Raw genomic sequence first — 23,819 nt, forward strand, 5'->3', positions numbered from 1 at the left:
TGATGATTTCGGTACCGGATATTCATCTCTGTCACGCATTACTAATCTGTCTGCCACAACACTGAAAATTGATAAATCCTTTGTTCAGGGGCTTGGTGGGTCGGAAAGTGCGCTGCATGTGGTTCAGATGATATGCCGTATCGGCGAGCGTTTTGGCTACAAAATTGTTGCGGAAGGCGTAGAAACGGAACAGCAGCGTGACATTCTTTTAAAGGCGGGATGCCGGGTGGCTCAGGGGTATTTATACGCTCGTCCTATGCCATTGGATCAGGTTCTGGAGTGGTTACAAAAACAGCATGAAACAGCTGAATAATACAGATTTCGGACTTTTGTTTGATGCTGATTCAGGAATAAGGCGTCGTGCCCGTTTCTTTTCGGTATTAATTGTCATTGTTGCCGTTCTGTCCGCAGTTGGGGTGTGCTACACCCTTAAAAACCGTGAGCTGCAACAAATAAATCTGCAACAGGAAATACAGATATTTCAGGTCTCTGACCGGATTAATCGTGAGCTCGGGGATATCACCCGCGCAATACGGCTGATAAAACATGACAATTACGTACAGCAGGCACTGAATAATTCGCAGCAGGTTAAACGTACCTTGCTGGCAGACAGGTTTGCTGATTTCAGTCAGGGGCTGGGTAATATTATGCAGGTCCGCTGGCTGGATAACAGCGGAATGGAAATCGTACGGGTGGATTACGATTATCGCTCTGGGCAGTCTTCGGTGATTGCTGAACAGGGTTTGCAGGATAAATCCCAACGCTATTATTTTACTCAGGGCATATCGGTTGCACCGGGCAGTGTCTATTTGTCCGACGTTGATCTTAACGTTGAATTCGGTACGGTGGTGAAGCCACATCAGCCAACTGTCAGAGCGACGCTAAGAACCACAGAAGAAGACGGTCTGCACGATGGTCTGTTGATCATTAATTATGATCTGCGGCCATTATTTGCAGCGATACGCCAGAATACAGGCAGCGCCGCTGATACAGAAATTCTGGATTCGCAGTCCTATTGGTTGTTGCATCCCGACCCAGAGCTGGAGTGGGGGCGTGATCTCGGTAATTCAGATCGGCGGATGAATAAAGAAGCACCACAGCTTTGGGATCAACTGCTGGCCGGGCCGGTCAGTGGACTTGAGTATAAAGGCAGGCTGATCAGCGCTCATCAGCTGATTCTGAACGAGATGAATTCCGCTCAGCGTGCGCTTCTGATTCTTATGGCAGCGACGTCTGCGGAAACGTTAACGGGTGTTTTTCTGCAGGCTTTGTGGCCATCCATTATTTTATTTCTGCTGATATGCGTGGTTGGTTTTTATCTGCTTATTCATGAGCTTCATCATCAGAAAGTCCGTCTGCAGTTGATGGAGCATATCCGCAGCGAAAAAAATGAACTGGAAAGCACCTGTATGCAGCTGGAAACCAGTCTGAAAGAACAGCAGCTGCTGCAGGATGAGCTTGTGGAAACGCGCAAATTGTCTGCGCTGGGCATGATGGTGGCGGGTGTCGCTCATGAACTGAATACACCCATTGGCGGTGCGGTAATGATGGCCTCTGGTTTAGCCGATGCCTGTCGTGATCTGAAGCAGGCGACGGAAACCGGGCTTACCAAATCCAGGCTGGAGTTTTACCTGCGTGATACCGAAGAAGGTCTGGTATTACTGACCAGTAACCTGCGTCAGGCCAAAGCCAGAATCGACGGATTTAAACGTCTGGCGATTGACCGTTTCAGCGAAGAGAAGGTGGAGTTTACTTTTGAACAGGTGGTTGAAGATCTGGTTGCCTCCATGCGCCAGATCCTGAAAGATGGTAAAGCGACACTGGACATCACATTGCACTCGGACAGCGGATTTCCCATGTATGGTTATCCCGGAGTGGTGTCTCAGACATTGCAGAATCTGATCATGAATTCGCTGAAACATGCTTTCGCCCACAACGGCGGGAAAATCAGTATTAAAGCTCAGTGTCACGATGGTGTGACTTTACGTATTCACTTCGCAGACAACGGCAAAGGTGTCAGTGACAGTGTTAAAGAAACCTTGTTTGACCCTTTCGTAACGACAGGACGCGGCAATGGCTCATCGGGGTTGGGCTTGCATCTGGTGCAGCAGTGGGTAACACGGGTGTTGGGTGGCAGTATCCGGATATCTTCTCGACAGGATATGGAATATCCGGGGCTGGCGTTTGATATTGAAATACCCTTACGGGTACCTGAGGACTAGTAAGTGTACTGAACTGCGTCTGGGCTAACGCATAAGCAAAGATGCTGTAACCGAGGTTACAGCATCCCGTCTTCTGGCTACAGACTGCGAATTAAACGCGGCGGACTTTAATTGCCTTACCTTTGATTTTGCTTTTCTGCAGATGTGCCAGTGCTTCGCGGGCAACCGGACGTTTTACTGCGACATAAGCAACAAAATCCAGAACATCAATTTTGCCGACGTCTGATCCGGGAATACCACCGTTGGATGTCAGCGCTCCCAGAATATCGCCAGGGCGCAGTTTGTTTTTACGGCCACCGGCAATGCACAGGCTGACAAACTGCGGGCGGCTGACGTCTTCCGCCACGAACGACAGCTCAGACTGATCCATGATGTCCGCTTTCATATGCTGTTGATCTGTGATGGCATCCTGTTTGTACTGTTCTTTTTCCGTGGTCAGACTGATCGCCAGACCGTCTTTGCCAGCACGTCCGGTACGGCCAATACGGTGTACGTACACTTCCGGGTCACGGGGCAGGTCATAGTTAATTACTGCAGGTAAATCATCGACGTCCAGACCGCGTGCAGCGACGTCGGTTGCCACCAGAAAATTCGATGCACCCTGACGGAACTGAATATACACCTGATCGCGGTCACGCTGTTCCAGATCACCGTGCAGACCGCGGGCAATATAACCGGCTTCTTTCAGAATCTGCGCAACCTCATTCACTGATTGCTTGGTATTACAGAACACCACGCCCTGATGGATATCAAAGTGATGAATGGCACGCAGCATCGCTTCCGGTTTGTCAGAGCGTGAACACATGATCCATTGCTGTTGAATGCTGTTGGCGGAGTGAACCGCTTCAACGCGGATTTCCTGCGGGTTATTCTGCAGCGCACGACTCAGCTGACCGATGTTGTCCGGATAAGTGGCCGAAAACAGCAGTGTCTGGCGGTTCTCCGGTGTGTGTCCGGCAATATGGTGAATATCGTCACTGAAACCCATATCCAGCATACGGTCGGCTTCATCCAGTACCAGTGTCTGCAGCTGAGAAATATCCAGCGTCTTTTTGCGCAGGTGGTCTTTAATGCGCCCCGGGGTGCCGACGATGACATGGGCGCCGTGTTCCAGTGAGCCGATCTGCGGGCCAATGGAAACACCACCGGACAGCACCACGATTTTAATGTTGGCCTGAAAACGTGCCAGCTTGCGCAGTTCGGTGGCGACCTGAGTCGCGAGTTCCCGCGTTGGGCACAGCACCATACCCTGCACACCAAAAAAGCGCGGGTTCAGCTTCTGCAGCAGAGGAATACCGAAGGCTGCGGTTTTACCGCTGCCGGTTTTCGCCTGAGCGAGAATATCGTTGCCGGCCATGGCCGCAGGCAGCGTCTGCTGCTGCACCGGGGTCATGTTGCTGAAACCCATATCCTGCAGGTTTTTCAGCTGATCCTGACTGATGGCGGCGATGGATGAAAAGGCGGAATCAGTCATGGCTGCGGCTCTCTTTGCGGACCAGCATCATGCCGGTTTCAATATGGTCGGTGTACGGGAACTGATCGAACAGGGCAAAGCGTTCGATGCGGTGCGTTTCGCACAGGGTAGTTAAATTATCGTGCAGGGTATTCGGGTTGCAGGAAATATAAATAATATTGTCATAGCCCTGAGCCTGTTTAACGGATTCGTCATCCAGTCCGGCACGTGGCGGATCAACCAGTACAGTACGGAAATCGTAGCTGCTGAGATCGACGCCATCGAGGCGACTGAACTGACGTTCGCCACGTAGGGCCTGAACAAATTCTTCACTGGATAGCCGCGCAATGATCAGATTATCCAGCTGGTTATCACGGATATTAATCTGTGCGGCATTGACCGATGTTTTGGATATTTCAGTGGCCAGTACGCGATTGAAGCGATCGGCCAGGGCGACGGAGAAATTGCCGTTACCACAATACAGTTCCAGCAGATCGGCCTTGCCCTGGGTGTCAGCTACGTAATCCGCTGCCGAGCGCGCCCAGCTCAGCATCTGTTGGTTCATTTCACCATTGGGCTGCGTGAAGCCACCTTCAATCTGACGGTAGTGATAGCCTTTGCCATCCACCTGCAGGGTTTCGTTGACCCAGTCACGTTCCAGTGCAATTTTTTGTTTGCGTGAGCGGCCAATAATAGGGAAGCCCAGACGCCGCTGCAGTGCTTCGGCTTTGGCCTGCCAGTCTTCATCCAAACGCTTGTGATAAATCAGGGTAATCAGAGCATCGCCACGTAACGTCGTCAGAAACTCAACCTGAAACAGGCGACGGCGCAGTACGTCGTCGGGCTGAATTTCATCCAGCAGCTGTTGCATCAGGCGATTGATCAGCGTCGAGGCAATGGGGAAGTCTTTGACTTCATACACGGTGCTTTTATCGCCCGGTGCAAACATCGCATAGAAACAACGGTCGCCCTGATGCCAGAGGCGGAATTCAGCCCGCAGACGGAAATGCTGTGGCTGGCTGGCGTGAACCTGCAGCTCTGGCGGACTGAATTCAGCAAACAGCTCGCTCAGGCGCTGAGATTTCTCTGCCAGCAGGTCAGCATAGGCTTCCGGCTCCACGGCATGGCGGTAGATCGCAGGCGCGCTGTTCTGAGGCTGAGCTGGCGCTGCAGTCCTGATCTGGTCGGTCTGGTCCGTTTGAGGCGTGGTTGGGGCTGAATCCTGGGGCATTAACGCACCTGTGCTGATGTTTGCTGATTTTAAATGAGGTTGCTGATGTTTGCAGAAGTATGCGGCTCTGTCTCAGTATGCGCTGATCACAGAAGGGCGGCCATTATACGGAATGCCCGCACGGATGCACGCGGCGCAGCCAATAGTCAGCTGCTGCACGCGCCATTACCCGCAAAAATCAAAGGGGGTTGGAGCGCCGGCTTTTCGGTAGGATAGGCAGTAACTCTCACAGGATGGAAGGAAATAACCATGAAAGCACTTTTACTGGCTGCACTGACGCTCTGCAGTATGACGGTAAGTATGGCGGTTTCGGCACTGCCGACACAGGAATCTGTGGTGTACAAGGTTGATGGTAAAGCTTATGAAGGCGCCTGGTATCAGGTGGCTCCGGGCCGTCCCACGGTACTTCTGGTGCATGACTGGGATGGATTGACCGACTATGAGATCCAGCGCGCGCTGATGCTGAATAAGCTGGGTTACAACGTGTTTGCCGTGGATCTGTTTGGTCAGGGTATCCGCCCGGACAAGGTAGAAGACCGCCGTCAGCACACAGGTGCTCTGTACAAAGACCGCGACAAACTGCGTCGTCTGATGCAGGCCGGGCTGGATCAGGCCATTGCCAGCGGGGCTGATGGGGCAAATGTGGTGGTGATGGGCTATTGCTTCGGCGGTGCAGCGGTGCTGGAAGCGGCCCGGGCGGGAATGAATGCCCGTGGCTTTGCGACCTTCCATGGCGGTCTGCAAACCCCGGAAGGTCAGGACTACAGTAAAGTGACGGCACCCTTGCTGATTATGCATGGCACGGCCGATACCGCGATTACCATGGCGGACTTTGCTGATCTGGCGGTACGGGCAGAAAAAGACGGTGTGCGCCATGAGATGATTACTTATGGCGGAGCGCCTCATGCATTTACGGTATTTGGCAGTGACCGCTATCATAAAGAAGCGGACGTAAAATCCTGGGCGCGTTTTGAGCACTTCCTGCAGATAACGACTTCACTGTAAGAAGTGCTGCTCAGGTAGCGGTATATTTGATTTTTACACTAAGCAATGAACAGGCAGCGGAAAACAGCAGATGAGTGACGTACTGGAAGAACTACTGGATTTATTGGCGCTGGAGGCGATCGGTGTAAACCGTTTTCGTGGGCGCAGTCAGGATCTGGGCTTTCGTCAGCTGTTTGGTGGTCAGGTGTTGGGGCAAAGCCTGTCGGCAGCAATTCAGACCTTGTCTGATGAAAACTGGCTGCCACATTCGCTGCATGCGTATTTTCTGCGCCCGGGGACGGTGCAGGACAGCGTTGAATTTGAAGTTGATATCGTCCGCGATGGCCGTTCTTTCTGTACCCGGCGCGTCAGTGCCAGTCAGAAAGGCAAAGCCATCCTGACCATGATGTGTTCCTTTCAGCGTCCGGAACAGGGCTTTGAACATATGGACCCGATGCCTGACGTGCAGGGGCCTGAAGGTATCGCCTCGCAGCTGGATCTGGCGCGTAAATACCGTGACTACTTTCCGGAACGTGTGCGGGATATTTATACCGCTGATAAACCGATTGAAATGCGGGTAATTGATCCGGTGAATATGTTTGCACCGAAAGTTACCGAGCCAACCAAATACGTGTGGATGAAAGCCGACGCGAAAATGCCGGATAATCCGGATCAGCATCTCACCATGCTGACTTACTCAACGGACTTCAATCTGATCACAACGGCATTGCATCCCCACGCGGTGTCTGTCGGGCAAAAGGATATGCAGGTAGCCAGTCTGGATCATTCGCTGTGGTTTCATCGTCCTTTCCGCATGGATGAATGGCTGCTGTACGTCGTCGACAGCCCCAATGCCTCGGGTGGCCGTGGATTGTGCCGCGGCAAAATTTACAACCAGCAGGGGGATCTGGTCGCGTCAGTTGCACAGGAAGGACTGATCCGTAAGCGTCCGGATTTAAGCTGAGCCCAGCGAAGATTTGTCGTTAAATAAAAATCCCGCAGGAATAATAAAAAATGATACAACTGCTGCGTAATATGCTGCTATTTGTCCGCCGGCCATGGCGCCAGCGTCAACCGGCACTGGGTATATTTCATTGCCGCCTGCGGGTGATGCCCTGGGATTGTGACCTTAATCTGCATCTGACCAATACCCGTTATCCTGCCTGGCTGGATATCGCCCGAACCGACTTCTTTCTGCGGATTGGCAGTATGCCGCTGTTCGTCCGTTATGGCTGGCGTTCGGTGCTGGCCAGTCAGACCCTGACCTTTATCCGTGAAATTAAACCGTTTGCTGTGGTTGATATCGAAAGCCGGATACTGCACTGGGATAAAAAATATTTTTATATGGAGCATCGCTTTCTGGTGGGCGGAGTATTGCACGCCAATTGCCTTGCCCGAATAGCGGTGCTGAAAGGTGGTCGCCTGCGTTCGCTGGGATCAATGCTGCAGGCAGCCGCGCGCTACCATCAGGATGAGTCCCTTGCTGCGTCTTTCAATGAAGAAATGTCGGCAGATGTTCCGCCAGAGGTTATGGCAAAAATTGCCCTGTTAGGCGCGAAGAAAAATGCTGAAGAAAAACGATCAGCAGAAAACCAGTCAGTGGAAAATTAGCCCCCGGCGGACTGAAAAAAAACGCCATTACTGCGGGCAACAGCTACAGCAGAAAATCCTTAATTTTAATGCCGAAACGGCCTGGATCTACCGCCTTAACGATTTCATCCTGAACGCTGGGGCGTGACAGGTCGATGGTTTCGACCGGCATATATTGATTCATTTTGCTGTTATAAATGACCTTAATTACCGGCATGCGCTGATCTTTTTCAGAGCCATCAATCACCACGCCAAGGCGCTGGCTTTTCAATTCCACCAGAGAGCCGACCGGGAAAATTCCCATGGTGCGGATAAAGCGGTGAACCAGCTCGTTATCCAGGTGGGTGCCGCTCCACTCCAGCAGTTTTTTCAGTGCCGAAGTCGGTGGCAGGGCTTTGTGGTAAACCCGGTCAGAGGTGATCGCATCGTAGACATCGGCGATGGCACACATCTTACCTTCACGGCATAAATCGCAGTCGTGTAATCCGTCGGGGTAACCCGAACCATCAATACGCTCGTGATGCTGCGCAGCGACATTAATCGTCATCTGACTGATACCCGGGGATTTCTTCAGCAGTTCACGGCTGAATACGACGTGGCTTTTCATCACCTTAAATTCGTCGTCAGTCAGTTTTCCGGGCTTGTGCAGAATAGTATCCGGAATCATTACCTTGCCAATATCGTGCAGCATGGCGCCGACAATGGCGTCCTGCATAATGCTGCGTTCAATACCCATGCTTTTGGCGAAAACACCCATGAGCACGGCCAGATTAATGGAATGCTCTAACAGGTAATTATCTTTGTCACGGATGCGGCCAAGGCAGGCGAGGGCGTTATGGTTGCGCAGCACTGAGTCGACCATGCCGTCGGCGATCTGATCGAAGGCTTCGATGTCGATGGATTTTCCCAGCTTCACATCGTGCAGCACATTACTGACCATATTCTGCGCCTGAGAGTGGAGCTTCTGGGCGCGCTGCAATTCTTCTGCGACCGTCACTCTGGCGTTGTTCTCCGCCCGTTGCTCTGCTGCGCGGTTCAGTGCTTTCTGGTTGTGCTGATCCGCTTCCTGTTGGCTGAGGCCGTCTGCGTCCGCACCATCGCCCCGGGCGGTATCAATATAAACGTCTGTAATGCCCCGGCGACGGATTTCTTTAATGGTGGCTTCGTCGGGAACGCGTCCCTCTTTACTTAAATTGTGATGGGGAATCCAGTCACAGTTAAGGTCAGAGATGTACATGCCAGGGCGCAGCAGGTCGACAGAGATCTTTTTAATCATGAATGCCGGTAATGACTGATAAACAACTATTGCTTTGAGTATAGCCCGGCTGCGCAGGTGGGAAGGTTTTCAGGCAGTAAAGTCCACTTATAAGCGGAGTCTTTTGTATTAATGTCTTATTTGTCAGTTGTTGCTTCGGTTGTGCTTTCAGGCTTTTGTGAGGTAACGGAATGGGCTGCGGAGTCAGCATCGCCGGCGGAAAGGGGCTGGGCGTCTGAGATATCGTCGGCTGTCTTCGCCAGTAAATCTGCCGCTGCAGAAAAATCGAAGCCGACCTCATCGCTCATTTCATCCGGGTCCGGGCGGATGCCGCAGCTGCTGCCTTTAACCGGCATCAGGCCAGATGTACCTCTGTTTGCGCCCGGAACTTTGCTCATGTTTATTCTCCGTCTGATACCTTCACGGGTTTACCGTGGCTATCGCTCAGTGAAGCAGAAAACTGCAGCGGCGACATCATCAGCATCGGGTTTATGCGTGCATTGTTGAGGCTTACCGTCCAGTGCAGGTGCGGGCCGGTAGCCCGTCCGGTGGAGCCCACGACGCCCAGACGATCTCCGGCGTTGATGGTTTCACCTTCCTTCACTTCGATGGCGTCCATATGGCAGAACATGCTGATCAGCCCCTGGCCGTGGTCGATAAAAACGCTGTTGCCGTTAAAAAAGAAGTCGCCGGTTAAGACGACTTTACCATCCGCCGGCGCCAGAATCGGAGTGCCGCGCGGTGCGGCGATATCCAGACCACTGTGTGGGTTACGCTGTTCACCATTAAAGAAACGTTTCAGACCAAAAGCGCTCGACAGCGGCCCTTTGGCGGGCCAGGCCATCGGATGCCAGGGCTGAGCGGGTGTGAAGCTTTTATAGACTCTGCCCATCTCGGCAAACTCGCCATAAATCCGGTCCAGTTGCTTCTGATCCGGATTAACGTGTTTTTTCTGTACCGTCAGATGCTGCTCCGGATATGCTTTGTCGCGCACTGCAAAGGTCACGGTTTTATTATCAATCTGAATGCTGGCGTTACCCACGGGCTGTTTCAGCGGAATACCGACGATGGCCTGCCAGGGCTTTTGTTGGTCCGGACGGATCACCATCACCGGCTGGCCATCGAACGTCACTTTGGGCGGCTGCAGTCCGTAGCCGGCACTGACGACGGCTACGCCACCGGGAACCAGATGCGCAATGGGCAGCTCATCACTGCTGCTGATCTGTGCGGTGGCAATGCTGCCGGCGCTGAACAGTGACAGGAAAAAGGTTACAACGCCCTGTATGGCTTCCATCATGCGGATACTGACTCCCGTTACGATTTGTTGTCTGCTGCTGAGTGCGATGCGTCTGATTCCGGCATGCCAAAGGGCTCGTTGCCTGTCTGCAATACTTCGGATTCTACCCAGCCATGTTGCAGGCGACTGCGGATGCGGTCACCGGCACTGAGCTGATCTGCGTGTTGAATGACGCTCTGATTAACATCTGTGGTTATAGAGTACCCGCGACTGAGAACGTTCAGTGGACTGAGCCCCTGCAGCAGACGCGCCTGGGAGCCCAGTTGCTGGCTGGCCTTCTGCAGTTGCTGACGCATGCTGGCGGTGATCTGTTTTTCCAGCAGCTGCAATACCTGACGTTGTTCTTTCAGACGGCGCTCCGGATGCTGATTGGCCAGATTCCGCTGCAGGTTCTGCAGCCGTTCCTGCCGGCTTCTGTTCTGCACCTGAAAAGCCCGCTTCAGGCGCAGCTCCAGCTGATCGGTTTGCTGAGCCAGCTGTTGCAGGGCGCGCTCTGGACCGCGCACCCGCACACTCAGGTTGTTAATCATCTGCCGGCGCTGTTGTTGTGTGCGGCGAAAGCCCTGCAATAAACGCTGGCGCAACTGAGTCAGGTACTGCACCTGCTGACTCTGATCCGGGCTGAGCAGTTCGGCCGCCGCAGAGGGTGTCGGTGCGCGTGCGTCGGCAACGAAATCGGCAATGGTGAAGTCAACTTCATGGCCCACAGCGCTGACTACCGGAATGGCTGAGGCAAAAATAGCCTGGGCCACCGCTTCTTCATTAAAGCACCAGAGATCCTCCAGCGAGCCACCACCGCGACCGACGATCAGTACATCGACGCGGTTATCGCGGTTAGCGCGTTCAATGGCAGCCACGATCTGGGCGGTAGCTTCTTTGCCCTGTACCGCGGTTGGGTAAAGATCAATCTCAATGGCAGGGCAACGCCGTCTGAATACGGTGAGAATATCGTGAATCGCCGCCCCGGTCGGGGAGGTGATAACGCCCACACGCTGCGCGGTTGGCAACGGCTTTTTGTATTCTTCGTTGAACCAGCCGGCGGCGGCCAGGCGTTCTTTCAGTTGTTGAAAGGCTAACAGCAGGGCACCTTCACCGGCAGGCTTCATGGCATCGACAATCAGCTGATAGTCACCGCGGTTCTCGTACAGGCTGACCTTGCCACGCAGCTCCACTTTATCGCCTTCTTTGGGCTGAAATTTGAGCAATGCCGTGCGTGAGCGGAACATAGCGCAGCGCACCTGAGCGCGGTCATCTTTCAGGGTGAAATACCAGTGACCGGAAGAGGGCCGTGACAGGCTGGAGATTTCGCCTTCCACACGAATGCTGGCGAAAGAGATTTCAAGCAGTTGCTTGGCCCGCTGGTTGAGCTGGCTGACGGTAAAAATATCGGAATTCTGCACGGTAGTCAGGAATATAAACACAAGTGAGACAACAGGGTGCCATGGTCAGTGATTATTGGCCAGAGTTGAATGATTGGCGGCCTGTGTCGTTGGCTTAATCCGCATCGTTTAAGCCTGAAATATTCAGCAGGCAGGCCAGGGTGTCAGAAGTGGCGGATAAATGTACAGCCAGTAAAAATAATTCAGCAGATTGATCAGAATATGAGCGCTGGTTCAGTTTGTATTCATGCTGGTCTGGGATACTGGCCTCTCAGTTAGGTAAGAATGCGTAGCTGAACTCTCAGATAAATCCAAAAATTCATGCCAGAAAAGCGGGATTACGCTTGATTTAACTCATGTTTTTCCGGCAAAGATTACAGTCTTGCGGGAATCGTCACAGACGGAATGAGAAAAACGAATAAGGTTGTTCTGTGGAATAGACAGTCGCCTCAGGACACGATAGTGTAACGGCTTCGGCATGAGCTGATATTGAAAAACAAGTAGCTACATAAGGAATAGTCAATGAAAAAAATTATTGCGGGTGCAATTCTGGTCTCTTCTTCTGCACTGAGCTTTGCAGGTAACGATCTGGCTGGTTGTGGTCTGGGTACTGCAGTTATTTTCCCGGATGCAAATGAGTGGCATGAACACGTTCTGGCCGCTACCACCAACGGTACTTCCGGTAACCAGACTTTTGGTATGACCTCCGGTACTCTGGGTTGTGAAGGTGCCAACGGTCCTCTGGCCGGCGCTCAGAAATTTATGGATGACAACATGGATCAACTGGCTGCTGACTCCGCTCGTGGCGAAGGCGAAACTCTGGCCGCTCTGGCTGAAGTGATCGGTATCGACGCTCAGGATTCTGCTGCTTTCAACGCTACTATGCAGTCTAACTTCGACAGCATGTTCAGCGCTGAAGCAACTTCTGCTTCTGCATACGAAGCTATGAAGTCTGCTATGGCTTCCGACGCTTCTCTGAAAAAATACCTGGGTTAATTCTCCCCGGTAATCCGGCTGTAACAGGCCGGATGTATTACACAGAAGCGGTATGCGGCTGACCCTTAGTTCGCCGCTTAACCAAAGTTGTGTAAAACAGCGTGGTGTTCGACAGTGTTGTGTTCAACAGTGCTGAATCGACGCTGTTAAAAAGAAGCAGGAATGTAAAAAGAAGAGCGCGCCTCCAGGCGCGCTTTTTTTTGATCGCAGAAATGGTACGAGCCTCAGAAAAGGTTCTCGCCGCCAATTAAAAAAAGGAGAGTTGTTCGATGCGCTGGTCAGGGATACTGGGGCTGTTGGGTGTTCTGTCGTTAAACGTTGGTCAGAGTTATGCCGCGCAGACTGATCAGACGGCGGAGCAAAAGGTATTTGAAACCACCATGCAGGGCGTTACTCAGGATGAACTGAGTGCTCTTGCTGCAAAGAAACAATGGGCGGATCTGCTTCACTATCGCCGCCATCCGTTCACTTTCCGTTATATGAGTCAGAATGACAGTGAAGAATTCTTTCTCGCTGCCAATGGTAAATACGATCTGCAGGCCGAATTGACTGCCGATGTTCAGGCGTTCCTGCAAACCGCTCAGGCGGCGGACCAATCTGCGCAGTGTCGTTTCCCGGCACGCTATCAATGGATAAAAAAACAATTACCGCAATTATCTTTTGTTGATCAACCCTGTCCGGAATTTGCCCAGTGGGCAGCGGAGCTGGATGCCCGTTATATCACGCTGATTTTTCCCGCATCGCATATTAACTCACCATCTTCTATGTATGGTCACACGCTGATCCGGCTTGACCGTGCAGACGAAAACAGCAGCAAGCTGCTGTCGTATGCGGTGAATTTCGCCGCGAATGCAGATCCGACCGACAATGAACTGAAGTTCAGTTACAAAGGTCTGACCGGTGGCTACCCTGGTGTTGTGTCGGTGATGCCGTATTACGTAAAGACCAATGAATACCAGCACATGGAATATCGTGATATCTGGGAATACCGTCTTAACCTCGATGAACAGGAGGTCGCGCAGTTTGTGCGTCATATCTGGGAAAATCAGGATACCTATTACGACTATTTCTTTTTTGATGAAAACTGCTCCTACCGGATTATTGCGCTGCTGGACGCTGCCTCCGAGCGGGTAGAGCTGGCCGATGCTTTTCAATATAAAGCGGTGCCGGTGGATACTATTCGTGCACTGGAACAGAACGGCCTGGTTGATAAAGCGGAATACCGGCCATCGGCGGCAACGGAGCTGGAAAACAAAAGTGCTCAGTCATCACCTCTGGTACTGAAGGTTTCCCGCGAGCTGGTAGAGGCGGACGCTGACATCGAGACGGCCCTTGCCGGAATGTCTGAACAGGAACAGGTGCGCACACTGGATCTTGCCTATGCCTACGCCCGTTATCTGTCGGTTAAAAAGAAACAGGCCAACCCGCTGCTGCGCAAACGTACCCTGGATATTCTCTCGGCGCGTTCTAAGCGTACGGCGGATGCCGGGTACACGCCTGTGGCAGTGCCGCAGTGGCGTGATGATCACGGTCACCTGACCATGCGCGCCGGTATGCGTGGCGGTATGATCAGCGACAACGACGACCAGAGCGGATTCGCTGAGCTGCGTCTGCGTATGGCGTACCACGATATTCTTGATCCGGTTAAAGGCTTTGTGCCCGGTGCGCAGATTCAGATGGGGCAGTTCGATCTGCGCGCCTGGGACAACGGCGACGTCAGTCTGCAGCGGGCGCTGATTATTGATGTTCTTTCTCTGAGCAACCAGACGGCTTTCCAGAGTCCACTGGCCTGGGGTGTTAGCTTTGGTTTTGAACGTTTCGCCTTTGAGCATGCCGAACTGTACAGCTATCTGAAGGTGGCTTTTGGTAAAGCCGTGCTGAACGATGCCGGACGGTTCTACGCGCTTGGTGAAATTCAGGCGCTGGCGGACAATCAGTTTGATGATGGCTATCAGCTGACGCTGGGGCCAAGAGTCGGCTGGCTGTGGCAATCTGAAAAGGTGCAGGCGCAGCTGGAAGCCAACTGGCAGCCGCTGACCACGGGTGATGACACCGAACGCACCAGCTTAAAAGCCAGTGCCGGCTATGTAGTGAGCGATAATCAGCAGCTGCGAATTAATGCGGAACGCCAGACGTTTACCCAGGACAGCTTCCATTACAACGTCAATCAGTTCAGTGGTGAATACGCCTGGTACTTCTGATGGCCAGGGCATAAGTGATTGAGCAGGGCATGAGCAGGTTTGAAAACGGCTGTACACATTCAGGTGTAAGACACAAAGACAGGAACGCGGAATGAACATTTTACGCCTGAATATCATGCTGCTGATGGCTTTGGCTGTCAGCGGCTGCACCAGCCTCACTTCGTTATATTTTTATCCGCAGACCGTGTGGATCTCCACCCCAACAGATTTCGACCTCAGATACGAAGATGTCATGCTCACCGCTCACGATGGCACTGGCATTCACGGCTGGTGGGTGCCGGCGCAGGGTAAAGTACCGAACACCGGTGTGATGGTGCTGTATCTGCACGGCAATTCGGAGAACATCAGCAGCCAGGCGCGCAGCGTTTACTGGCTGGCACAGAACGGCGTCAGCCTGATGGCCATGGACTATCGCGGCTTCGGCGCGTCGGAAGGCGAAGCTATTATGCCGTCGGTGATGCAGGATATCGAAGCCGCCGCCGCCTGGATGCGTGAGCGCTATCCTGAGCGCAAACTGGTGGTGCTGGGGCAGAGCATGGGCGCCTCGCTGGCGATTAACTTTGTTGCTGCCGCTCAGGATAAATATCAGATCGACGCACTGTTTGCCGAAGCGCCGTTCCGCGGCTTTCCGGCAGTAGCGCGTTCGGCACTGAGCAGCAATATTCTCGGTTGGCTGGTGTGGCCGTTTACCGTGCTGGTGCCATCGCGCTGGGACCCGCAGAATGTGGTGCAGGATATCCACGTGCCGGTGATGATTATGAGCAGTCCGGACGACCAGATTGTGCCGCACAAGCAGAGCCGTCAGTTGTACGAAATGCTGACTGAAAGGTCAGGAAACATTCCATCCTGCTGGGTGGAAAGTCATGGTCCTCATATTGCGTCCTTTAACGACAAGCGTCTGCGACGAAAAGCACTGAAATTCATTCGTTCTCGGCGCTGTCCGGCGTTGTCCGGAACCTGAGCTTTCGCTATAATGCAGCGCCTTTTCCATCCTCTCTTTCTGGAAGGCTCTCTATGTTGCGAATCGCTCAGGATGCACTCACATTTGATGACGTGCTGCTGGTTCCCGGTTATTCCGAAGTTCTCCCCAATCAGGTTTCCCTGAAAACCCGTCTGACCCGTGGTATCGAACTGAACATTCCGCTGATTTCAGCGGCGATGGATACAGTGACCGAAGCCCGTCTGGCGATTGCGTTGGCGCAGGAAGGCGGTCTGGGGATCATCCATAAGAACCTTTCCATCGAAGAGCAGGCGGCGGAAGTCCGCAAAGTTAAGAAATTCGAAAACGGCGTGGTAAAAGACCCGTTCATCATTCCAAGCACCACCACTATCTGTGAACTGCTGGCCCTGACCGAGCAACACAACATCTCCGGTATGCCGGTGGTTGATGGTGACGAGCTGGTGGGTATCGTAACCAACCGTGACGTGCGTTTTGAGAAAGATCAGAACCGCACCGTAGCAGAAGTTATGACGCCAAAAGAGAAGCTGGTGACTGTGCCTGAAGGTACCGACAAGCAAACCGTTCAGGATCTGCTGCAGGAACACCGCATCGAGAAAATCCTGGTGGTTAACAGCTCAGGCAAGCTGGCTGGTCTGATGACCGTGCAGGATATCGACAAAGCACGTACCTACCCGAACGCTGCCAAAGACGATCAGGGTCGTCTGCGCGTTGGTGCAGCGGTTGGTACTGGTCAGGGCACAGATGAACGTGTCGACGCTCTGGTTAAAGCCGGTGTTGACGTGATCGTTGTTGATACGGCCCACGGTCATACCTCCAATGCCAACGGTACCGGTGTTATTGACCGCGTACGTTGGGTGAAAGAACGTTACCCTGACGTGCAGGTTATCGGCGGCAACATTGCTACTGCTGAAGCCGCTATCGCTCTGGCTGAAGCCGGTGCTGACGGTGTGAAAGTGGGTATTGGCCCTGGTTCTATCTGTACCACCCGTATCGTTGCCGGTGTCGGCGTACCACAGATTTCAGCCGTTGCGAACGTGGCAGAAGCCATGGATAAGTACGGTATTCCTGTTATCGCTGACGGCGGTGTGCGTTTCTCCGGTGATATTTCCAAGGCTCTGGTCGCCGGCGCCAGCGTGATCATGGTTGGCTCTATGCTGGCCGGTACCGATGAATCCCCGGGTGAAGTTGAACTGTTCCAGGGGCGTGCTTATAAAGCTTACCGTGGCATGGGTTCTCTGGGTGCAATGGGTCAGGATCAGGGTTCTTCTGACCGTTACTTCCAGGACAAGAAAGGCGGCGTTGATAAACTGGTACCGGAAGGTATCGAAGGCCGTATCGCCGTTAAAGGCCCGCTGGCCAATATCGTGCATCAGCTGATGGGCGGTGTGCGTGCTTCCATGGGCTACACTGGCTGCGCAAACATCGATGAGATGCGCACCAAACCTCAGTTCGTACGTATTACGGCTGCAGGTATGAAAGAATCGCACGTACATGACGTGCAGATCACCAAAGAAGCGCCTAACTACCGTCTGGGCTGATGCCCTCAGGTAATAACAGGCGAGTGAAGCAGGCACCGGGTCTGCTTCATGGTTAAAACAGGGCGCTTCGCTGAGGTGCCGGATAAGTCTGGGGATGCAGTGCATCCCCGCTTGTATTTTCAGGAACTAAAAAAATTATGTCTCAAGACATTCATGCACAACGCATTCTGATTCTGGATTTTGGCTCCCAGTACACTCAGCTGATTGCCCGTCGTGTCCGCGAAATCGGTGTTTTCTCTGAAATCCGTGCCTGGGATATGGACGAAGCGGAAATCCGCGAATACAAACCGACCGGTATTATTCTTGCCGGTGGTCCGGAATCCGTAACCGAAGAAAACTCCCCGCGCGCACCACAGATCGTATTTGATATGGGCCTGCCAGTGCTGGGTATCTGCTACGGCATGCAAACCATGGCCGAGCAGCTGGGCGGTAAAGTAGAAGGTTCCAGCATCCGTGAGTTTGGCTATGCCCAGATTCAGGCTGAAGGCGACAGCCAGCTGTTTAAAGACATCAAAGATCATGTTGATGCAAACACTGGCAAATCTCTGCTGGACGTATGGATGAGCCACGGCGACAAAGTGGTAAAAATGCCGGAAGGCTTCGAGCTGATGGCATCCACACCAAGCTGTGCCATTGCCGGTATGTACAACACAGAGAAAAACTTCTTTGGCGTACAGTTCCACCCGGAAGTGACTCATACACTGCAGGGCAAGCGCATGCTTGAGCAGTTTGTGCTCGACATCTGTGGCTGTGAAGCTCTGTGGACGCCGGCCAAAATTATTGAAGACCAGATTGAAAAAGTCCGTGCTCAGGTAGGTTCCAACAAAGTTCTGCTGGGTCTCTCCGGCGGTGTGGACTCCTCCGTGGTAGCAGCACTGCTGCACAAAGCCATTGGTGATCAGCTGACCTGTGTTTTCGTGGATAACGGTCTGCTGCGTAAAAACGAAGGCGATATGGTGATGGACATGTTCGCTAAGAACATGGGCGTAAAAGTCATCCGCTCTAATTCCGAAGATCTGTTCCTCGGCAAGTTGCACGGTATTTCCGATCCGGAAGCCAAACGTAAAGTCATCGGTAACACTTTTATCGACGTATTTGACGAAGAAGCCGGTAAATTAAAAGACGTTCCGTTCCTGGCGCAGGGCACCATTTACCCGGACGTAATCGAATCGGCTGCGTCTAAAACCGGTAAAGCACACGTCATTAAATCCCACCACAACGTGGGCGGTCTGCCGGAAGACATGAAGATGGAACTGGTTGAACCTCTGCGTGAATTATTTAAAGACGAAGTGCGTAAAATCGGTCTGGAACTCGGTCTGCCATACGACATGGTTTACCGTCACCCATTCCCGGGGCCGGGTTTAGGTGTCCGTATTCTGGGTGAAGTGAAAAAAGAATACGCCGATATTCTGCGTGAGGCTGACGCTATTTTCATTGAAGAGTTACACAACTTTGACTGGTACCACAAAACATCCCAGGCCTTCGCAGTATTCGTACCGCAGAAATCCGTGGGTGTTGTAGGGGATCAGCGTCGTTACGAATGGGTTATCGCACTGCGTGCAGTCGAAACCATCGACTTTATGACGGCGCGTTGGGCTCACCTGCCATACGAACTGCTGGAGAAAGTTTCCAACCGTATTATCAATGAGATCGAACACGTATCCCGTGTGACATACGATGTTTCCAGTAAGCCGCCAGCGACCATTGAGTGGGAATAATTCCATCTCTTTAGTCTGTTGATGAAAAACCCGCCGACCTTTGGGATGTGGGTTTAGACTTGATACTACGTGGTAGCGGTCTCACCAGAGAAGACAAATAACGGCAGCTTCGGCTGCCGTTTTTTATACCCGCCATAAAGCATCCAGCTTCAATCTTTATTAGTGTTTTACCATCAGGGGCGTACGTAATAATCTATATGTGGTCTTAAATAATGGAATGCTCTCGAGAGGTAGTGTCTTGGCGATCTTTGATATTGAGAAAAATGACTTACTGCGCTTGTCCGACGTACTTCTTGAGGAACTCATTGCACGCTTGGCTGAAGCTGAAGTTTCAGCAAATGGACATAGCCCCGCATACGTTCGCTGGTCTGGATCTATCAATGCCTCCGATGGTGGCATTGATATTCACGTTCAGGTGCCAGTCGAGAATCTGAGTACAGGGTTTCTGGAAAGACCAGACACAATCTTGCAGGCCAAAAAACATTCAATGCCAAGGGCCGCTATTCAAAAGGAAATGTCTGATAATGGGCAGCTCTCAGCAACAATTGCAGAACAGGCATCAAAAGGTGGTAGCTATATTATCGTAAGCTTGGCAGATGATTGTTCTCCAACCAAGAGAGCAGAACGTCTCAAGGCAATGCAGGATGTTGTTCGAGGCACCCCAAACTTTGACCATATGCATTTGGATTTTTACGATCGCTCAAAATTGGCTCAATGGTTGCGCCAGCATCCGTCTGTTTTGCTGTGGGTAAAGGAAAAACTTGGGCAGGGATATTCGGGCTGGAAGCCTTATGGTACCGTTCAACAAGTGATGGCAGTGTATGGGCACACTGGTCAACCACTGCTGAACAACAATGTAAATCCTTGTCTGATGCGGCTATCCAGTTTCTGGAAGCATCTCCTGACCCAGAATCAGTTTTGGAAGTTTTTGCAGCCAGTGTGACGCCGAGCTCATGGTCAGGTAGTCGTGCGGATGCAATGCAGCCAAGAGTCGATGCTATTGGTGAGTTGGCTCATCACGAACGATCTGATATTGCATCATCCGCCAAACGGCTGCTTGAAGAACTGCTAGCCAAGATCGAAGGAATTAGGAAAAGGGAGCAGCAATTAGATGAGGCTGCAGAGCAGAGATTCGAATAAAATCTGAAATTTTTCGGATTTTATCGAATCTGTCGCAACTAAGATCAGTGTGGATCTGGAGATTTATCAGTAAAAAAATTGCGTTGTTTGCGGGATGGTATGAAAAAAAGAACGGCTTTGTACCACTTAAAAACGTGGGGCATAGACTCCGTATTTGAGCATTAACTGTTCGGATTGGTTATTACTTCATATAGATTTTGCCGGCGAAAGTAACTCACCGGCGGTGGTGTTGTATTTTCTATTTGTACATATATTGGGCGAATATATTTCAGAAAACCACGTCGATAGCTTTTGAACTGGAAATTCAGGGTGAAGCGCGTGTTATGACGGTGTTGTACGCGAGGTCAGTCCGGTAAACAGTGCCGAAAGTAGCAGTATCGCTGCGCTCGCGATAAAAGTAGTCTGATACCCGCTGGTATCAAACAGAAGGCCACCGAGTGTCGAACCAATAGCGATGGAAAGCTGAATGACGGCTACGTTCAGATGATCAGACGAACAGACCATCAGAGGATTCTGCATCGTTGAGGTATTCCCGGTTCATCGAGGCGTAGCGCCCTTGTGCGCTTGAGGGTGGTATATCCAACAGCTGAAAAGGTAAGGGCAGAGACTTTGGGCAGTGTCCCATATTGGATGCGATTGTTCAGGCTTCTTATGAATATAAGGCGTCCAGAAGTTCAATTCAGGCTGACTTTTGCTCCGGCGCAGCATATTGCGCCAGCAATGCTGGTGAATACATAGCATAACGGCCGCCTAACCGGTAAAGTGTCGGCCCTGATGAATACGTGCTAACCGCTGGCTTTCAGGGAGGAAGCCGAGTCATAACCCGAGGTATCCATGACCCTTAACAATAAAGTCACGCAACTCCTTAAGGCTGTTAGCGTGGTCGCCATTGCTCTTGTTTCTTTTTCCGTAAATGCCGACGATAAAGTCTACCGTCTGACTCTGGCCGAAACCTGGAATGCGAATACGCCGATTCTGGGTGATGCCAGCAAAAATATGGCTAAGCTGGCCAATGAAATGTCGAACGGTCGTCTGCAGATCCGCATTGATTCTGCCAACAAACACAAGTCTCCGTTTGGCGTGTTCGATATGGTGCGTTCCGGGCAGTATGATCTGGGCCATTCCAGCTCTTATTACTGGAAAGGCAAGGTGCCGAATACGCTGTATTTCTCCTCCATGCCGTTTGGCATGATGAGCACAGAGCAATACGCCTGGTTCTACCGCGGTGGTGGTATGGAACTGATGCAGGAGGTTTACAGCCCGTTCAATCTGTTGTCATTCCCCGGTGGTAATTCCGATATTCAGATGGGTGGCTGGTTTAAAAAAGAGATTAATTCTCTGGAAGACCTGAAAGGCCTGAAAATGCGTATTCCGGGGTTCGCCGGTGAAGTGTTTGCCCGTGTTGGTGCAAGCCCAACCAATATCGCACCCGGTGAAATGTACACCGCACTGGAGCGCGGCACGATTGATGCGCTGGAGTGGGTCGGCCCGGCCTTTGATCTGCGTATGGGCTTCCAGAATATCGCGCCGTTTTACTACACAGCATGGCATGAGCCGGGTTCTGAAACTCAGTTTCTGGTGAACAAGAAAAAATGGGAATCTCTGCCGGCGGATCTGCGTGCGATTCTGGAAACCGCCTTTCGCGTGGCTGCCTTCGATATGTACGTGCAGGCGATCGATGCCAACGCCAAAGCCTGGCAGCAGATGCTGCAGGAAAATCCGGACATTAAGGTGAAAACCTTCCCGGATGAAGTGATGAACGCCATGCGCGTAGCAAATCGTGAATTGCTGGCTGAAATGGCCGCTGATGATGAGCAGGCAAAACGCATTATCGAGTCTCAGGCGAGCTATCTGAAAACGGTTCGTGCATGGACCGATATTTCGACTAAAGCGTATCTGGATATCAGCGACAGCGAATAAAACTCAGGGGCCAGGGAGTGGCCCGCTATCTGTTCTGTATTGGCCGTCTCAGCTGGCCGGCGTCAATCAATACACCTCAGTCGGAATCCGTCCTGCCTTGCACATCCACCAATCCGGTGTAGGCTGATACTAATGCCTGTTACCGAGGAGGTGGCTGATGACCATCAGAATTGCCATTAACGGTTTTGGACGTATTGGCCGCAATATCCTGCGCGCTTTGTACGAGAACGGCTACCGCACAGACTCCGCTCATCCTCTCCAGGTCGTTGCCATCAATGACCTTGCCCCCACCGCAACCAATGCTCATCTGCTGCAGTATGACAGTGTTCATGGCCGTTTTGGCGGTGATGTACAGCACGATGACAACAGTCTGACGGTCAACGGTGACCGCATCGCCATCTGTGCTGTGCGTAACCCGGAAGAGCTGCCCTGGCGTGAGCAGAGGGTGGATATCGTGCTGGAATGCACCGGGCTGTTTACCAGTAAGGAAAAGGCATCAGCACATTTGCGTGCTGGAGCACCACGGGTACTGGTGTCTGCACCGGCCAGCGGCGCCGACGCTACTGTGGTGTACGGCGTTAATCATGAGTTGCTGAATGCCAGTCAGCAGGTGGTATCGAATGCCTCCTGCACCACCAACTGTCTGGCACCGGTCGCTCAGATACTGCATCAGGCACTGGGCATTGAAAATGGTCTGATGACCACGATTCACGCCTGGACCGGCGATCAGAAGCTGACCGATGTGTGTCACGAGGATCTGTACCGCGCCCGCGCTGCGACGGAATCCATGATTCCGACCAAAACCGGCGCGGCGGTGGCGGTTGGTCTGGTATTACCGCAGCTGGCAGGCAGACTCGATGGCCTGGCGGTGCGGGTTCCGACCGCCAATGTATCCATGGTGGATTTGTCCTTTATTGCCGGACGTGACACCACAGCGGAGGAGGTTAACCGGCTGATGGCTGACGCTGCGGAGCATTCTGCGGTACTGGGTTACAACGACGCGCCGCTGGTCTCCATCGACTTCAATCACAACGCACTGTCCAGTGTGTTCGATGGTAACCATACCTGGGTATCCGGGCGTCTGGTGAAAGTGATGGCGTGGTACGACAACGAGTGGGGGTTTTCTAACCGGATGCTGGATACAGCAAGGCGCTGGATGGCTCATTGAATTTAACGTGAGATAAAAAATGGGCAGGACATTCATAATGTCCTGCCCATTTTTTATTGCTCGTCAGTTGTGTGAACTGTGTGGTTTTAACCGGCAGATTCTGCCAGCTCAAGTTGTACTAAGGCATCGAGTTTGCGCCGTACTTTGACCGCGGCAATATCCGATGGCAGTAACACCGGGTTGAGTTTGAACAGGTCGTTGGTGCCCATTTCTTTGTGTGCCGCATCCAGTGCAGGGCCATCTTCGGTGACGAAGGCGTCGTGCATGGCTTTGATTTTCATTTCATTAAATTCGCCGTCTTCTTCCAGATGGTTGCGTCGGGTGGCGAAGAAGTAATGCGTCGTGGTTGCACTTTCCGGGGTGCAGATATGCAGATCATACTGGCCAACACAGTTGCTCAGATCCAGCGGACCATCGTTCTGAGTGCAGCCAGTAGTGAGCTGTTTTTGTCCAGCGTTGCTCTCAGGCCGTAGCGTTTACAGAGTGGCGGCACAGAGAGCGACTACAAAGATAGTGAGCGTCCATCATACGGCGTCATGGGAGGAGGGATAGTCCGTATAATTACCGACACTGTTGCATCAGCTTGTGTGATTGTTGCAGAGGAAATCCGGCGGTATTTATCTTTACCGCTTTTAGCGTGCCGCTTGCCGGATTGAAGCACAGCGTGTCTGTGTCTGATTGCTGCTTGTCTGTGTTTGAGCGCCGCGCGCCTGCTTTGAATTTCAGAATACACGCGGCCTGTCGATGAATGGATTCACTTCAGTGT

The 23,819-nt window shown here is 52.3% G+C and carries 21 protein-coding genes and 1 pseudogene; 14 read left to right on the forward strand and 8 right to left on the reverse strand.

Annotated features, from left to right (window positions below):
- Positions 1-313, forward strand: a 313-nt coding sequence (locus tag B2Z72_RS16075; protein ID WP_297005283.1) for an EAL domain-containing protein, incomplete at its 5' end; no start/stop codon positions are given.
- Positions 297-2,222 (forward strand): sensor histidine kinase, encoded by a 1,926-nt coding sequence (locus B2Z72_RS16080; RefSeq protein WP_296984524.1) that lies wholly within the window; start codon positions 297-299, stop codon positions 2,220-2,222. The genes B2Z72_RS16075 and B2Z72_RS16080, both read left to right, overlap by 17 nt.
- Positions 2,223-2,313: 91 nt before the next feature.
- Here the strand turns inward: B2Z72_RS16080 and dbpA are convergent, their stop codons facing one another.
- Complete coding sequence (gene dbpA, locus B2Z72_RS16085) at positions 2,314-3,696, reverse strand: ATP-dependent RNA helicase DbpA (protein WP_296984525.1); 1,383 nt, start codon at positions 3,694-3,696, stop codon at positions 2,314-2,316.
- The gene (gene trmA, locus B2Z72_RS16090; RefSeq protein ID WP_296984527.1) at positions 3,689-4,906 is read right to left on the reverse strand and encodes a tRNA (uridine(54)-C5)-methyltransferase TrmA; all 1,218 of its coding nucleotides are present in this window, start codon (positions 4,904-4,906) and stop codon (positions 3,689-3,691) included. Before trmA ends, dbpA begins: the two co-directional genes overlap by 8 nt.
- Before the next feature lie 249 nt (positions 4,907-5,155).
- On the opposite strand from trmA, the gene B2Z72_RS16095 reads away from it, so the two are divergent.
- The 3 genes from B2Z72_RS16095 to B2Z72_RS16105 all read left to right on the forward strand — a co-directional run bounded on the left by B2Z72_RS16095 (position 5,156) and on the right by B2Z72_RS16105 (position 7,501).
- Positions 5,156-5,911, forward strand: a complete 756-nt coding sequence (locus B2Z72_RS16095) for a dienelactone hydrolase family protein (protein WP_296984530.1) — start codon at positions 5,156-5,158, stop codon at positions 5,909-5,911.
- A 70-nt stretch (positions 5,912-5,981) separates the two neighbouring features.
- Entirely contained in the window at positions 5,982-6,854 is an 873-nt protein-coding gene (locus tag B2Z72_RS16100) for an acyl-CoA thioesterase (RefSeq protein ID WP_296984532.1), read from the forward strand.
- 50 nt (positions 6,855-6,904) lie between these two features.
- Positions 6,905-7,501, forward strand: coding sequence for an acyl-CoA thioesterase (locus B2Z72_RS16105; protein WP_296984534.1), 597 nt, complete (start codon positions 6,905-6,907; stop codon positions 7,499-7,501).
- Between the two features lie 43 nt (positions 7,502-7,544).
- On the opposite strand, the gene B2Z72_RS16110 is transcribed toward B2Z72_RS16105, so the two are convergent.
- From B2Z72_RS16110 to xseA, 4 genes are all read right to left on the reverse strand, one after another.
- The gene (locus tag B2Z72_RS16110; RefSeq protein WP_297005285.1) at positions 7,545-8,756 is read right to left on the reverse strand and encodes an HD-GYP domain-containing protein; all 1,212 of its coding nucleotides are present in this window, start codon (positions 8,754-8,756) and stop codon (positions 7,545-7,547) included.
- Positions 8,757-8,872: 116 nt separating this feature from the next.
- Entirely contained in the window at positions 8,873-9,133 is a 261-nt protein-coding gene (locus B2Z72_RS16115) for a hypothetical protein (protein WP_296982910.1), read from the reverse strand.
- A 2-nt stretch (positions 9,134-9,135) separates the two neighbouring features.
- Positions 9,136-10,032, reverse strand: coding sequence for a peptidoglycan DD-metalloendopeptidase family protein (locus tag B2Z72_RS16120; protein WP_296982909.1), 897 nt, complete (start codon positions 10,030-10,032; stop codon positions 9,136-9,138).
- Positions 10,033-10,049: 17 nt separating this feature from the next.
- Positions 10,050-11,441, reverse strand: a complete 1,392-nt coding sequence (gene xseA, locus B2Z72_RS16125) for an exodeoxyribonuclease VII large subunit (protein ID WP_414716365.1) — start codon at positions 11,439-11,441, stop codon at positions 10,050-10,052.
- A 492-nt stretch (positions 11,442-11,933) separates the two neighbouring features.
- Between xseA and B2Z72_RS16130 the strand changes: the two genes are divergently transcribed.
- The 7 genes from B2Z72_RS16130 to B2Z72_RS16160 all read left to right on the forward strand — a co-directional run bounded on the left by B2Z72_RS16130 (position 11,934) and on the right by B2Z72_RS16160 (position 19,965).
- On the forward strand, positions 11,934-12,407 hold the full coding sequence (locus B2Z72_RS16130; protein WP_297005288.1) for a DUF3015 family protein: 474 nt from the start codon (positions 11,934-11,936) through the stop codon (positions 12,405-12,407).
- 269 nt (positions 12,408-12,676) lie between these two features.
- Positions 12,677-14,608: a DUF4105 domain-containing protein gene (locus B2Z72_RS16135; RefSeq protein ID WP_296982650.1), complete on the forward strand. Its 1,932-nt coding sequence runs from the start codon at positions 12,677-12,679 to the stop codon at positions 14,606-14,608.
- Between the two features lie 91 nt (positions 14,609-14,699).
- Positions 14,700-15,569, forward strand: coding sequence for an alpha/beta hydrolase (locus tag B2Z72_RS16140; RefSeq protein ID WP_296982649.1), 870 nt, complete (start codon positions 14,700-14,702; stop codon positions 15,567-15,569).
- Positions 15,570-15,622: 53 nt separating this feature from the next.
- Positions 15,623-17,107 carry an IMP dehydrogenase gene (gene guaB, locus B2Z72_RS16145; protein ID WP_297005291.1) on the forward strand — a complete coding sequence of 495 codons (1,485 nt, stop codon included), beginning with the start codon at positions 15,623-15,625 and terminating at the stop codon, positions 17,105-17,107.
- 137 nt (positions 17,108-17,244) lie between these two features.
- Positions 17,245-18,825 (forward strand): glutamine-hydrolyzing GMP synthase, encoded by a 1,581-nt coding sequence (gene guaA, locus B2Z72_RS16150; protein ID WP_296985804.1) that lies wholly within the window; start codon positions 17,245-17,247, stop codon positions 18,823-18,825.
- Between the two features lie 238 nt (positions 18,826-19,063).
- Positions 19,064-19,768, forward strand: a complete 705-nt coding sequence (locus tag B2Z72_RS16155; protein WP_296985806.1) for a hypothetical protein — start codon at positions 19,064-19,066, stop codon at positions 19,766-19,768.
- On the forward strand, positions 19,744-19,965 hold the full coding sequence (locus tag B2Z72_RS16160; RefSeq protein WP_296985808.1) for a hypothetical protein: 222 nt from the start codon (positions 19,744-19,746) through the stop codon (positions 19,963-19,965). The genes B2Z72_RS16155 and B2Z72_RS16160 overlap by 25 nt, the downstream gene beginning before the upstream one ends.
- 321 nt (positions 19,966-20,286) lie before the next feature.
- Here B2Z72_RS16160 and B2Z72_RS16165 read toward each other — a convergent pair whose 3' ends face one another.
- Positions 20,287-20,484 carry a hypothetical protein gene (locus B2Z72_RS16165; RefSeq protein WP_297005294.1) on the reverse strand — a complete coding sequence of 66 codons (198 nt, stop codon included), beginning with the start codon at positions 20,482-20,484 and terminating at the stop codon, positions 20,287-20,289.
- Positions 20,485-20,799: 315 nt separating this feature from the next.
- Between B2Z72_RS16165 and B2Z72_RS16170 the strand changes: the two genes are divergently transcribed.
- A complete protein-coding gene (locus tag B2Z72_RS16170) occupies positions 20,800-21,885 on the forward strand; it encodes a TRAP transporter substrate-binding protein (protein WP_296985811.1) in 1,086 nt (361 codons plus the stop codon).
- A gap of 157 nt (positions 21,886-22,042) precedes the next feature.
- A complete protein-coding gene (gene gap / locus B2Z72_RS16175) occupies positions 22,043-23,053 on the forward strand; it encodes a type I glyceraldehyde-3-phosphate dehydrogenase (RefSeq protein ID WP_296985813.1) in 1,011 nt (336 codons plus the stop codon).
- A gap of 86 nt (positions 23,054-23,139) precedes the next feature.
- Here gap and B2Z72_RS16180 read toward each other — a convergent pair.
- A pseudogene (locus tag B2Z72_RS16180) lies at positions 23,140-23,478 on the reverse strand (hypothetical protein); the annotation flags it as partial.
- Positions 23,479-23,819: the final 341 nt, after the last annotated feature.

The sequence above is a fragment of the Thalassolituus sp. UBA6592 genome (genome assembly GCF_002433655.1).
GTDB lineage: Bacteria > Pseudomonadota > Gammaproteobacteria > Pseudomonadales > Oceanobacteraceae > Venatoribacter.